This window comes from Clostridioides sp. ZZV14-6154, from assembly GCF_020657785.1.
GTDB lineage: Bacteria > Bacillota > Clostridia > Peptostreptococcales > Peptostreptococcaceae > Clostridioides.
Genome location: NZ_JAGWCY010000009.1, coordinates 35,147 through 48,810 on the forward strand (window position 1 = coordinate 35,147; position 13,664 = coordinate 48,810).

18 protein-coding genes are annotated in these 13,664 nt (G+C 30.5%); all 18 read right to left on the reverse strand.

What is annotated here, in order from left to right; translation table 11 throughout:
- Positions 1-10 precede the first annotated feature (10 nt).
- Complete coding sequence (gene atpG / locus KGF45_RS15505; RefSeq protein WP_227842865.1) at positions 11-889, reverse strand: ATP synthase F1 subunit gamma; 879 nt, start codon at positions 887-889, stop codon at positions 11-13.
- 27 nt (positions 890-916) lie between these two features.
- Complete coding sequence (gene atpA, locus KGF45_RS15510) at positions 917-2,419, reverse strand: F0F1 ATP synthase subunit alpha (protein ID WP_227829077.1); 1,503 nt, start codon at positions 2,417-2,419, stop codon at positions 917-919.
- 16 nt (positions 2,420-2,435) lie between these two features.
- The gene (locus KGF45_RS15515; RefSeq protein ID WP_227829078.1) at positions 2,436-2,981 is read right to left on the reverse strand and encodes a F0F1 ATP synthase subunit delta; all 546 of its coding nucleotides are present in this window, start codon (positions 2,979-2,981) and stop codon (positions 2,436-2,438) included.
- Positions 2,978-3,475: a F0F1 ATP synthase subunit B gene (gene atpF / locus KGF45_RS15520; RefSeq protein ID WP_227829079.1), complete on the reverse strand. Its 498-nt coding sequence runs from the start codon at positions 3,473-3,475 to the stop codon at positions 2,978-2,980. The genes KGF45_RS15515 and atpF overlap by 4 nt, the downstream gene beginning before the upstream one ends.
- A gap of 123 nt (positions 3,476-3,598) precedes the next feature.
- Positions 3,599-3,859: an ATP synthase F0 subunit C gene (atpE, locus tag KGF45_RS15525; RefSeq protein ID WP_021386434.1), complete on the reverse strand. Its 261-nt coding sequence runs from the start codon at positions 3,857-3,859 to the stop codon at positions 3,599-3,601.
- A gap of 70 nt (positions 3,860-3,929) precedes the next feature.
- On the reverse strand, positions 3,930-4,634 hold the full coding sequence (locus KGF45_RS15530; RefSeq protein ID WP_227436239.1) for a F0F1 ATP synthase subunit A: 705 nt from the start codon (positions 4,632-4,634) through the stop codon (positions 3,930-3,932).
- 2 nt (positions 4,635-4,636) lie between these two features.
- The gene (locus tag KGF45_RS15535) at positions 4,637-5,023 is read right to left on the reverse strand and encodes an ATP synthase subunit I (protein ID WP_227436241.1); all 387 of its coding nucleotides are present in this window, start codon (positions 5,021-5,023) and stop codon (positions 4,637-4,639) included.
- 4 nt (positions 5,024-5,027) lie between these two features.
- The gene (locus KGF45_RS15540) at positions 5,028-5,255 is read right to left on the reverse strand and encodes an AtpZ/AtpI family protein (RefSeq protein WP_227436243.1); all 228 of its coding nucleotides are present in this window, start codon (positions 5,253-5,255) and stop codon (positions 5,028-5,030) included.
- A 200-nt stretch (positions 5,256-5,455) separates the two neighbouring features.
- Positions 5,456-5,893 (reverse strand): deoxycytidylate deaminase, encoded by a 438-nt coding sequence (locus KGF45_RS15545; protein ID WP_227829080.1) that lies wholly within the window; start codon positions 5,891-5,893, stop codon positions 5,456-5,458.
- A 227-nt stretch (positions 5,894-6,120) separates the two neighbouring features.
- A complete protein-coding gene (gene yqeB / locus KGF45_RS15550; protein ID WP_227842866.1) occupies positions 6,121-6,936 on the reverse strand; it encodes a selenium-dependent molybdenum cofactor biosynthesis protein YqeB in 816 nt (271 codons plus the stop codon).
- Between the two features lie 291 nt (positions 6,937-7,227).
- On the reverse strand, positions 7,228-7,857 hold the full coding sequence (gene upp, locus KGF45_RS15555; protein WP_227829082.1) for a uracil phosphoribosyltransferase: 630 nt from the start codon (positions 7,855-7,857) through the stop codon (positions 7,228-7,230).
- Between the two features lie 35 nt (positions 7,858-7,892).
- Positions 7,893-8,345, reverse strand: coding sequence for a ribose 5-phosphate isomerase B (gene rpiB, locus KGF45_RS15560; protein ID WP_227829083.1), 453 nt, complete (start codon positions 8,343-8,345; stop codon positions 7,893-7,895).
- Between the two features lie 16 nt (positions 8,346-8,361).
- The gene (locus KGF45_RS15565) at positions 8,362-8,811 is read right to left on the reverse strand and encodes a low molecular weight protein arginine phosphatase (RefSeq protein ID WP_227842867.1); all 450 of its coding nucleotides are present in this window, start codon (positions 8,809-8,811) and stop codon (positions 8,362-8,364) included.
- A 16-nt stretch (positions 8,812-8,827) separates the two neighbouring features.
- A complete protein-coding gene (locus tag KGF45_RS15570) occupies positions 8,828-9,868 on the reverse strand; it encodes an L-threonylcarbamoyladenylate synthase (protein WP_227829085.1) in 1,041 nt (346 codons plus the stop codon).
- 28 nt (positions 9,869-9,896) lie between these two features.
- Positions 9,897-10,577 carry a ZIP family metal transporter gene (locus KGF45_RS15575; protein WP_227829086.1) on the reverse strand — a complete coding sequence of 227 codons (681 nt, stop codon included), beginning with the start codon at positions 10,575-10,577 and terminating at the stop codon, positions 9,897-9,899.
- Positions 10,578-10,705: 128 nt separating this feature from the next.
- A complete protein-coding gene (gene prfA, locus KGF45_RS15580) occupies positions 10,706-11,770 on the reverse strand; it encodes a peptide chain release factor 1 (RefSeq protein WP_227829087.1) in 1,065 nt (354 codons plus the stop codon).
- 43 nt (positions 11,771-11,813) lie between these two features.
- Entirely contained in the window at positions 11,814-12,665 is an 852-nt protein-coding gene (gene prmC / locus KGF45_RS15585; protein WP_227829088.1) for a peptide chain release factor N(5)-glutamine methyltransferase, read from the reverse strand.
- 17 nt (positions 12,666-12,682) lie between these two features.
- Entirely contained in the window at positions 12,683-13,576 is an 894-nt protein-coding gene (locus KGF45_RS15590; RefSeq protein ID WP_227842868.1) for a DUF1385 domain-containing protein, read from the reverse strand.
- Positions 13,577-13,664: the final 88 nt, after the last annotated feature.

Genomic DNA, 13,664 nt, shown 5'->3' on the forward strand with positions numbered 1-13,664 from the left:
CCTAACCTCCCTATTTTAGAGCTTCAACTCCACCAACTATCTCTGTTATTTCTTGAGTTACAGCTGACTGTCTTGCTCTGTTATAACTTAACTCTAAATTAGATAGCATTTCATTCGCATTATCTGTGGCTGATTCCATCGCAGTTCTTCTAGCTCCTTGCTCTGATGCAAAAGATTCTAAAATCCCACCATATATTGTACCTGATACAAACTGAGGCACAATATAACTTAAGACTGCTTCTGCTGATGGTATATATTGTACTTTCGATTTATTTTGTTTTTCTTCTTTTATTACAATGGCTTGGTCATCTATATCTTTTTCAAACACCAATGGAAGCAATTTTAAAACTTCAACTTCTTGTAATAAAGCTGATTTAAATTTTGTATAAGCTATATAAACTTCATCTACTTCACCTTTTTTATACAGGTCAATAACAGTTTGTGAAATTTCTATCGCTTCTTCATATCCACAAGCTTCAACACTATTTATATCTTTTGCTATATTGTAATTTCTCTTAGAAAAAAACTCGTGAGCCTTCTTTCCTACTGTGATAACTGTTTCTTTTTTTCCTTCCATGTGAGATACAGATTCCTTTAATACATTGGAATTGTATCCACCTGCAAGACCTCTATCTCCAGCCACTACTATATAGCATTTATTTTTTACTTCTCTTACTTTTAAAAATTCATTTCTAACTCCACGTGTTGTTTGGGCAATATCCTTTACTGTATCGTACAAAGTATTAAAGTATTCCCTTGAATCTTCAGCTTTTTCTTTTGCTTTTCTAAGCTTAGAAGATGCAACAAGTTCCATTGCTTTAGTTATTTGTTTTGTACTTTCAACACTCCCCATACGTGTTTTAATCGCTTTAATTCCAGCTCCTGCCAATTAATTTACCTCCTTTTTTAAAAAGGATTATACTTCAACAACAAACTTTTCTTTAAATTCATTTATTGCATCTGTTAAATCATGAGTGAAGTCTTCTCCATCTAATATTTTTCTTGATATTTCTGGATAATTATTATCTACAAATGCATACAATTCTGATTCAAATCTAGCTATATTATCTATTGGAATATCTTCCAAATGATTATTTATAACAGCATATATTATCATAACTTGATTTTCAACTTTTATTGGTTGATGCTCACCTTGTTTTAATATCTCAACGATTCTTTCACCTTGAGCAAGTCTCTTTTTAGTATCTTCATCTAAGTCAGAACCAAATTGTGAGAATGCTGCAAGCTCTCTATATTGTGAATATGCAAGTTTTAATGTACCTGCAACTTTTTTCATTGCCTTAATTTGCGCAGAACCACCAACCCTTGATACTGATATACCAGGGTCAACTGCTGGTCTTACACCTGAATAGAATAATTCTGGTTGTAAGTATATTTGACCATCTGTTATAGATATAACATTTGTTGGTATATATGCAGAAACGTCTCCAGCTTGAGTTTCTATTATAGGTAAGGCAGTCATTGAGCCTCCTCCTAATTCATCAGATAACTTAGCTGCTCTTTCAAGTAATCTTGAATGTAAGTAGAATACATCTCCAGGATATGCCTCACGTCCTGGTGGTCTTCTAAGTAATAATGACATTTCTCTATATGCAACGGCTTGTTTACTTAAATCATCATATACTATAAGCACATGTTTTCCATTGTACATAAATTCTTCACCCATAGCTGCTCCAGCGTATGGTGCTATATATTGAAGTGGTGCTGATTCAGATGCTGTTGCTGAAACTATTATTGTATAGTCTAAAGCTCCACCTTTTTCTAATGAACTAACTAATTGAGCTATAGTAGAACGTTTTTGCCCAATTGCTACATATATACAGATAACATCTTTTCCTTTTTGATTTAATATAGTGTCAACAACTATAGATGTTTTACCAGTTTGTCTGTCACCTATTATTAACTCTCTCTGACCTCTACCAATTGGTATCATTGAATCTATTGATTTTATACCTGTTTGTAATGGCTCATAAACAGATCTTCTATCTATTATACCAGGTGCTTCAGATTCAACTGGTCTAGTTTTTGTACAAGCTATAGGTCCTTTTCCATCTATTGGCTGACCTAGAGAGTTTACAACTCTACCTATTAAAGCTTCTCCAACTGGAACTTCAACTATTCTTCCAGTTCTCTTAACTATATCGCCTTCTTTTATTCCACTGTCATCTCCAAGTATAACAGCTCCAACTACTTCTTCTTCTAAGTTAAGTGCCATACCATATACTTCACCTGGGAACTCTAGTAACTCACCAGACATAGCTTTCTCTAATCCATATACACTAGCTATACCATCCCCAACTGTTAAAACACTACCTGTATCTGTCAATTCAACTTTATTCTCATAATTCTTTATTTGCTGTTTAATTATAGAACTTATTTCTTCAGGTTTTAAGTTCATGGGTTCACCGCCATTCTTAAGATATTACTTCAGATAGCTTTTCTTTCATCTTATCTAGACGAGTTTTTACAGTGCCATCTATTTGCTCATTTCCAATTCTAACTAGAACTCCCCCTAGTATAGTCTTGTCAACTACATTTTCTATAGTAACATTTTTGTTGTATTTGTTTGAAAGTTTAACTTCAAGTTCTTTAATATCTGTTTCACTCATTGGAATCGCACTTATTGCAACACCATCAGTTATATTATTTTTCTTATTTAATAAGTCTTTATAAGCTAACTCTATGTCTTCCAAAAACGCTATTCTGTCTTTATCTACTAAAACTTTTAAGAAGTTTTTTATGTTAGAACTTACTTCCTTATCAAAAATGATTTCTACCAAGTTTTTCTTTTCTGATTTTGAAACTAATGGTGATTTTAAAACTTTGTAGAAATCTTTGCTAACTTTAGTCATCATATCTACTACTTTTTCTAATTCTTTAAATAATATATCAGTTGAATTTTCTTCTTCTCCTAATTGAAATAGGGCTTCGGCATATCTATTTGCTACTACGTTTATCATTTAGCCTCCCCTACCTCTTTTATAAAGTTTTCTATCAATTCTTCATGTTTAGATTTATCTAAATCTTTTTCAATAACTTTAGATGCCGCAAGTAGTGCTATATTTGATATATCACTTTTAATTTCATTCATAACCTTTTGTTTTTCTTGTTCTATATCTTTGCTTGCTTTATCTTTTATATCAAGAGCATCTTGTTTTGCAGTACTTATTATGTCATCTGATTTTTTCTCTGCTCTTATAGTTGCTTGTTTTATGATTTCTTGACCTTCATCTTTAGCAAAATTGATTTTTGACTCATATTCTTTTTTTAGCGCCAATCCTTCAGTTTTTGCTTTTTCGCCTTCTGCTAAGTCATTTTTAATATCATTTTCTCTTGATTGGATTATATTTAAAACTGGCTTAAATAAAAGCTTTCTTAGAAGTAAAAATATTATAAAAGTATTAACAATTTGGAATACAAATTCCCATGTTATACCTACTAGTGCTTTTTCCATAATTATCCTCCTTTCCATAAATCATAACTACTTATAATCACGAGATGATAAAATTCATCTCATGATTATAAGTTTGAGATGATTTATCTATAAAACCTACCTCAAAATATTTAAGGACTAAATCTACATTCCTAAGTATTTGAAGAATGGATTTACGAATAGAAGTATTATTGATACAACCAAGCCATATATTGCTGAAGACTCTGCTATAGCAACACCTAGTAATAAAGTTGAAGTTATATCACCTTTAGCTTCTGGTTGATTTCCTACTGCTTCTGCTGCCTTACCTGCTGCTACACCTTGACCAATTCCTGCACCTATACCTGTTGCAACTGCTATTCCTGCTCCTATTGCTGATGCTGCCGCTACTATTGCTGTTTCCATAATTATTTCCTCCTTAAAATTTAAAAATTTAAATTGTTTTTTATTTTTTATCTTAATATAAGTTGATTTCTTAATCTAATTCCCCTGCACTTGATATAAACACCATTGTTAGCATTATGAATATATATGCTTGTAACAATCCTGCAAATAAATCGAAGTACAAGTGTAATGGAACTGGTATTAATATCTGTCCAATCGGTATTGATAATCCTGGTATTAGACTAGATATAAAACCTAAAAGTTGATAAAATAGACCCATTATAATTGTTCCACCTAAAATATTTCCAAATGGACGGAAACTTAATGATATTGGTCTAGCTAACTCACCTATAATATTAATTGGTAACATTATGGCAAGTGGTTGAGCCAATTCTTTAAAGTATGATACTCCTTTAAATTTAACTCCTGCAAAATAAATCATAAAAAATGTAATCATTGCCCATGCAGCAGTTGTATCTAGGTCGGTTGTTGGTGATCTTAATCCAAGTAATGGGCTTAAATTTGAGCACGCGAAAAATAAAAACAAACTTCCTATGTATGGTATCATATATGGCATTCTTTTTACTGTGTTTTTACCCATAACATTTGTAACCATTTTAGCAAGACCACCTATTGCAAATTCCAAAAATATTTGAACTTTACTAGTTGGAACTTTTTTCAAATTTCTAGTTAAAAAATAAGATGCTATCGCTAAAAAGGCCATTATTCCCCAACTCACTAGTATTGTTTCACTAATTTTAAAGTTTCCTATGAGATAATAATGCGCTTGACTCATACTTACGCCTCCTTCCTCTTTAATTTATTTATAAAGTTTTTTGATAATATGACAAACTTTGTACTCAATAATCCTAGTGCTGTTCCGATTATATTTAAATGTGGAACCTTAGCTGAAGCAAATAGAACAACTGCCATTATAAATAGCCTAATGGTATATTGTGCTGATGCATAAGCTTGTGCTTTTCCAGCTGGCAATGACACTGTTTTTTCTAGTGATATTGCTAATAATCTAAAATTTAACATAGCTATTATAGAGCCAAATATAAGTCCTAAAAATACTGGCTTACTTAATGTTGATGTTATCAACATTAGCACAATTAAAATTACATCAAATATTACTATACCCTTTGTTACTGACCTTACTTGGTTAAGTAATTTTATATCCAATATATCACTTCCTTCGTGTATATACTATTAGAGTTTTATAAACACCACTAAAAGCACCTCCAACCCCTAACAGTAAAAATATTATTGTTAGAACTGGACTTGTATTTAATTTACTATCTAAAAATTTTCCTAAGAAAGTACATCCTAATATTGATATTACAATCATCAATCCTATTTGACTTATTAAACTAAACAGCTTTGCAATTTCCATATGTGTATTTTTTTTACTCATAAATAGTATCCCTCATTATTACAAAATAAATAACATGTAATTAATCTATATAATAAATTTATTTAATTATAAAATATATCTTACTACTAATCTGATTATTTTTCAAACACTTTCTTTTAATCATTTCATGAGCATGTATTTCAGTGTCAAATTTTATCATTTATTGTCACCCTAAAATTATTCACTAAAAAATTTATCTACTAGAATTTTATAAGTTCTATTCCTGCTTCTTTTAACAATTCTGTAGACATATCATCTGGATAATCACCTTCATAAACAATTTTCAATATCCCTGCATTTATGCACATTTTTGCACACAAAACACAAGGTCTTGTAGTAACATATAAAGTTGCTCCAGCCACACTAATACCATTATGAGCAGCTTGTATTATAGCATTTTGCTCAGCATGCAATGCCCTACACAGTTCATGTCTTTCTCCTGAAGGAATATTTAGTTCCTGTCTTTTACACCCAATATTTTCACAATGTTCAAGATTTCTTGGAGAACCATTATATCCAGTTGTTAGAATTTGTTTATCTCTTACAATAACAGCTCCGACTTGTCTCCTAATACAAGTTGAACGCTTTTTTACCACTTCTGCAATTTCCATAAAGTATTCATCCCATGATGGTCTCATAATTTACTTTTCTCCTCTTTGTTTATGTACTGGTCTCATATATATTTATTAGATTTCTTCCTAAATAAATACTTATTTTTATATTATATACACATGTCAATTGAATGTCCAATAAAAAAAGAGCATTTTTACCATTTAAATTTTAAATACCCGTTATATGCTCTCCTTAATCTATTAAATTTATTATATCACCTTAATGAAATATTAATAGTCTTATTTATTATAAATTAATTTATTGGATAGATTCCATTTTTTAATATGGCTTCTAAAACTCCTCCAGCTATACATCTAGCTTTATCTGATATCGTAAAAGCATTCTTGACTTCCTCTTTTCTAGGGTCTATGTCTAATATTTTTAAATTTTTATTTACTTTCGCTCCATCTTTTAGTAATCCTCTAAGAACTCCAGATATTGTTGCTCTAATTTCATATTTTTTTCCATAATCATTAATATAACAAAGTAAATCACCCTTTTCAACTATATCGCCTATCTTACATACATTTTCTATTATTCCACTATGTTCTGAGTGCATTACTCTTTCTTTGGAAATCCCTTTTATTGCACCTGGTATTCCTGTATTTTTTTCAGCTCTACCACTAGTTATTATTCTTCCTAGATTATGACCTCTCATTGTCTCTATGACCACATCAACATCTTCTCCTGCACAAAATCCAGGCCCTAAAGCTATTGTAAGTGGAGCCATATCTTTAGTTGTACCCAAATTTTTTTTGGCTAATATTCCGTCAATCAAAACAACTGGATTTATCTTAGATAATTTTTCCCCTTTTGGGTCTACAATAAGTGCTACTTTATCTTGAGATAACGTTTTTTCGATTTCGTCTTCGTTTTTACAAAGTTTACACTCTACACCTTCAATAGTAACTTCTTTTTCATAGACAGCCTCACAAAAAGAAACCTGTCTTCGTATAGCTAAAGGCTCTTCTATTTCTAATGCAACCACTTTAAAACCACTATTGTGTAATTTATATATAACTGCTGTTGCTAAATCTCCAGCTCCTCTTACTACTATACAATTTGTCATGTATTATCACTCCCAATAATATCATTAATATTTTAATTTAAACTCAATTAATACATATCAATTTAATCGTAAGCAACTAACATGCCATATTTTAAGTTATTAATAAGTTATAAACTCGTGTAAAATAGCCATTCTTTTTTAATTGGTAAAAGCTTTTTATTCTCAATTCGAGAAATTTATCAATTCAAGAATTCTTATTCTGAGAAAATACATATAAAAAGGAACTTCCTTATATTAAATAATTTTTACTATATAAGAAAGTTCCCAATAAATATTTATAGTTATTAATTTTTATTTAGTTCCAAATAATCTGTCTCCAGCATCACCAAGACCAGGAATTATATATCCATGTTCATTTAATTTTTCATCAATTGATGCAACATATATATCAACATCATCATGATATTTTTGTACTTCTTGTATTCCTTCTGGAGCAGCTACTAAATTAGCTAATTTTATACTTTTAGCTCCTTTAGATTTAAGTAAATCTATTGCTGCAACAGCAGAACCTCCTGTAGCAAGCATAGGGTCAACTACTATTATATCTCTTTCTCCTATGTCTTGAGGAAGTTTACAATAATATTCAACTGGTTTTAATGTTTCTGGGTCTCTATATAATCCTACATGACCAACTTTTGCTGCTGGCATTAAACTTACTAATCCATCTACCATTCCAAGCCCTGCTCTTAAAATTGGAATTATAGCTAATTTTTTACCTGCAACAACTTTAGATGATGTTTTTTGAATAGGCGTCTCTATTTCTATATCTTTTAATGGTATATCTTTTGTTATTTCGTATCCCATTAACATTGCAATTTCAGTTAAAAGTTCTCTGAAATCCTTAGAACCAGTATTTTTATCTCTCATTAAAGTTAATTTATGTTGTATTAATGGATGGTTTGTCTCTACCACTTTACTCATTTTGATAATTCCTCCTGATAAAACTGTAATTTTTATTATTTATTGTGTTTTTCTTCTATTGCTTTAATCATATTTACTCTTCTAGCATGTCTATCACCTTCAAAATCTGTGCTAATCCAAGCCTCAACTATTTCAAGTGCTAAACCTTTACCTAAAACTCTTTCACCTAATGACAACATATTTGCATCATTATGTGCTTTTGACATTTTTGCAGAAAATACATCTGACACAACTGCACATCTTATTCCAGGAACTTTATTGGCAGCTAGAGATATACCTATCCCTGTACCACAGCATAATATTCCATAATCTACCTCTTTATCTATAACTGCATTTGCAACTATTTCTCCATAAGCAGGATAATCAACAGAATCTGTAGCATTATTAGTTCCATAATCTACACATTCAATACCTTTTCTTTCTAAATAGTTTATTATCTCTTTTTTTAAATTATATCCTCCATGGTCACAGCCTAATCCTATTTTCATTTCTTTATCCTCCATTTTATATATTTTTTACTATTTTGTTGACAGAATATATTATTTCTTTCATAGTATCTCTATAAGTATCCAAACTTCCACCAAATGGGTCAGATATATCTGACTCTTCCTGATTTGCGAACCCTTTAAAAGTATACACTTTTTCTTTGCATTTTGGAACTGCTTGGACTAAAATTTCTTTATGAGATTTAGTCATTGTTAGTATAATATCTGATTTATCTATTAAATCTTTAGTGATTACTCTACTTTTATGCTTTGATAAATCTATTCCAAGTTCTTTTAAAGCTTCTATAGAGTTTTTAGAAGCATCCATACCATTCACTGTAGATATACCTGCTGAAGATATACAATATTCTTCAATATTTTTTCCAGACTCTTCAATAACTTTCTTTAATATAACTTCAGCCATGGGACTTCTACAAGTATTTCCTGTGCATACAATAAGTATATTCATATTTCACAACTCCCTTTTAAGCTTTTATTACTTTATATCCTGCTGACTTAAGTAATCTATTCATAATTGCTTGTCCAACACCACTCTTAGGAAATTCCTCTGAATATATGACATCTATACCTTTTTTATCCATTTCTATTAGAGCATCAAACAAATTACTTGCTACTTCCTCAAGAGTACTTCCCAAATCTATTACTTCTCCATTATAAAACTCTTTATTTCTACTAATACACATTACACCTGTTTTTAGACCTTTTTCTTTATTAGATTTTATCATATCATTAATCTTTGTTGCTACATTTTCTCTTTTTCCAGATATAATATATACATCTGCATTTGGTGAATAATGCTTGTATTTCATTCCTGGAGCCTTGGCTTTTTGATTATCTTCTTTTTTACTTAATGATGGGTCAAGCCTTACTTCGCCAAGAAGTTCTTCTAAAACTTCTTTAGTTATACTTCCAGGTCTTAATATCATAGGAATCTCACCTGTAAGGTCTAATACAGTCGATTCCAATCCAAAGTTACTATCTCCTCCTAAAACTATTCCATCAACTCTTCCATTCATTTCTTCATATACATGTTTCGCTTTTGTTGGAGATGGTCTCCCTGATATATTTGCAGAAGGAGCTGCAATAGGTACACCTGCTTCTTTTATTATTGCCCTGGCAATAATATGAGAAGGCATTCTTATTGCAACTGTATCAAGCCCTCCACTAGTTCTATATGGAATTATATCTTTTTTATTTAGTATTATGGTTATAGGCCCTGGCCAAAGCTTTTCCATAACAAGCTTAGCTTTATTACTTATATCTTTAGCTAAATCACAAACTTCTTCTTTTTCATAAATATGGACTATAAGCGGATTATCACTAGGTCTTCCTTTAGCTTCATAAATCTTCTTTACTGCACTTTCATCTAATGCATTTGCACCTAATCCATACACTGTCTCAGTTGGAAAAATAACCGTTTTACCTTCTCTAAGAAGTTTTGCTTGTATTTTTATTTCCTCATAATCAATATTATTTATATCAATATTACTTATAATAGTCTTCATCTTTCGTATGCCTGCTTTCATTTTAATTTTAGATATAGTTTACAATTATTGTACCTAACAAAAAACCAACTATACAATACACACTTTTTGAATGTGGAAAAATTTCTTCCAATACAACATACATCATTGTACCTCCTGCTGTAGCAAGAAATACACCTATAAGAGAAGTAAACACTCCTCCAAAATAAACACCTAAAAAACTTCCTAGACCCATAGGTAATCCAGCTATTATTGTAAATAAAATAACTTTACTCATCCTCATTTTATTACATACCAGACCCAATGCCATAGCTAACCCTTCTGGTATATTATGTAGACCTATTACTATAGCAAGAGTGATACCTAAACTTTCAGTTGACATAAAAGAAGAACCAATAGCTAATCCTTCTGGTAAATTATGTAGTAATATACTTATGAATATAAGATATCCAGATGCCATGCTTCCAGATACATCCAATCTTGTTTTTATGTACATAGTTATGAGAGCTCCAACAAATGTAAATATAACTGTATTGATTACTCCCATTTTATCCATAGATTCTTTCATCAAATCAAATACTACTACAGCCAACATTATTCCGCCAGATAATCCCATAAAGAAATTTAGGTATTTATCAACTTCTCTTTTGAAGATAGCTGATATGACTCCCCCTAATCCTGTCCCTATAACACCTGCCAAAAGTCCAATCATCGTTACTTTTAGTATCATATAACCCTCCTGTACTTGTATATAACAATTATATACAGTAGAATATGATAACATGACCTAAAATGCAAAATAGCTGTTTCAAAATAGAAAATAATTTCTAGAAAGAAACAGCTCTTTTAAAACATTCCTTATATTGCAGTCATTTTTTCTGTTTGGTCAACAGTAATTAAAGCGTCTATCATTTCATCTATATCCCCATCTAAGAATGCATCTAGCTTATATAAAGTTAAATTTATTCTATGGTCACTTATTCTACCTTGAGGGAAATTATATGTTCTTATTCTTTCTGATCTGTCACCAGTTCCGACTTGGCTTTTTCTTTCTGCTGCTATATCTTTGTGTTGTTCTGCCAATGCTTTATCGTAAAGTCTAGCTTTTAATATTTTTAAAGCTTGCTCTTTATTTTTTAATTGTGATTTTCCATCTTGGCAAGATACTACTTCACCTGTAGGTATGTGTGTTACCCTAACAGCAGAGTCAGTAGTATTGACACTTTGCCCTCCATTACCTGAAGAACGGAAAACGTCTATTCTTAAGTCATTTGGATTTATGTCAACTTCTACATCTTCAACTTCTGGTAATACTGCAACAGTAGAAGTTGATGTGTGTATTCTTCCACCAGATTCAGTTGATGGTATCCTTTGAACTCTATGAACTCCAGATTCATACTTTAATCTTGAGTAAGCTCCTTTACCTTTTATCATAAAAGATACTTCTTTATATCCACCCACTCCAGTATCACTAGCACTTAATAATTCTATTTTCCATCTTCTTCTCTCAGCATATCTCGAATACATTCTAAATAAATCACCTGCAAATAGAGCTGCTTCATCTCCTCCAGCTCCACCTCTAATTTCAACTATAACGTTCTTATCATCGTTAGGGTCTTTAGGTAATAGTAGTATTTTTATTTCTTCTTCTATTGGAGTTACTTTTTCTTCCATTTCAGATAACTCCATTTTTGCTAATTCTCTTAACTCTTCGTCTGACTCTTCTTGTAAAATTTCTTTTGATTCCTTTATACTATCTAAAACACTTTTATACTCTCTGTATTTCATGACAATAGGCTCTAAGTCAGCATGTTCTTTTATATACTTTTGCCAAACTTTTTGATCATTTATTACATCAGGATCACCTATTTTTTCACTTAAGTCTTTATATGTATCTTCCAATACCTCTAATTTTTTTAACATACTTTCACCTCGATTAAATGTAACATATCAATTGTTGATTATATCATATATTGTAGCCTATAACAACTCTATCAATGCCTTGTATATCCTTCTTTGTATATATTTGTTTATATCCATTACTTTTCATAATATTAATTACATCTTCAGCTTGATTATGACCAACTTCATATGCTAATATTCCACATTCATTTAAATATTTCTTTCCTTGTTCTGTTATTTTTCTATAAAAATCCAATCCATCTTCTCCACCCTCAAGCGCATTATATGGCTCATAATCCTTAACTTGTGTGTGTAATGTTTCTATATCTTGCTTTTTTATATATGGTGGATTTGAAACTATAATATCAAATTTTATATTACTATCATTTAATGCTGTAAATAAATCTGATTTAATGTACTCTATTTTTTCATCAACTTCATTTATAATAGCATTTTTCTTTCCTATTTCTAGAGCTATTTCTGATATATCAAAAGATGTCACATTGGAATTTTCAATGTATTTTGCTAAACTGACTGTAATAGCACCTGAACCAGTACCTATATCTAGTATGCTTACATTTTTTCCATCTTTACATATTTCAATTATTTCTTCTACTAAAGTTTCTGTATCTGGTCTTGGGATTAATACTCCTTCCTTAACAAAGAAATCTAGCCCCATAAACTCTCTCTTTTCAACTATATATGCTATTGGTCTTCCATTTATTCTTTCTTCTGCAAAACCTATAAATTTTGTTTTCTGTTCTTCAGCTAATTCCTTATTTAGATTTAAGTGAATATACAATCTATCAACATCACCTAATGCTTTTTGTAATAACAATTCTGTATCTAGTCTTGGAGTATCACTTATATCTTTAAATTCCTCTGAATATTTAATAATTATATCTTTTATCGTCATAATAAATACCCTTTTCTTTAATCTACTACTGCCTTTAATGCTTCTAAAGCTACTTCTAACTGCTCATCATCAGGCTCTTTAGTTGTAAAGTATTGCAACATCATACCTGGATATGCAATAATCTTAGTGAATCCATTGTCATATCTTCCAAGAATTCTAATTACTTCATAAGATAATCCTGCTACTATAGGAACACATATGATTCTCATAAATATCCTAAGTATTGGATTTGGCCAACCAAAAAATGCAAACAATATTATTGATACAGCCATAACTATAAATAAAAAATTTGTACCACATCTAGGATGAAGCCTTTTAAATTTTCTAGCATTTTCTACTGTAAGTTCCAAATTATTTTCATAACAATATATAGATTTATGCTCTGCACCATGATATTGAAATACTCTTTCTATATCCTTACTTCTAGAAATTAATACTATATATGCAAATAATATAACTATCCTTATAATACCTTCTATTAAATTGAGCATAAAATCACTAGGTATTACCTTAGAAAAAGCCCCTCCTACTAGTGTAGGTATAAAAATAAATAAACCAGCAGAAAGTATCATCGCTATAACCAAGGAAAAGACTATAAGTATATCATTTGCCTTGTCTTTAAAAATCTTCTTCATAAATAAATCAAATTTGTCCTCTTCAGCTTCTTCCATAAAGAACTCTGAAGAAAAGTTCAAACTCTTTATTCCTTGAATCATTGTATCTATCATAACAAAAGAACCTCTAATAAAAGGTATCTTATCTATATTCTTATCTCTTACCCAACTTTTTATTCTATCTTCTTTTAAGGCTATTTCTCCGTCACTTTTTCTAACAGCTACAGCTCTTTTATCTTTTGATTGCATCATTACGCCTTCAATAACAGCTTGACCACCTACAGATTGTTTTCCCATCCACTCACCTCATTCAATTGCATTTTAAATACTTGATTTAACATATTTATTATTATAATACAAAAAGACAATTTAAAGTAGAATATGA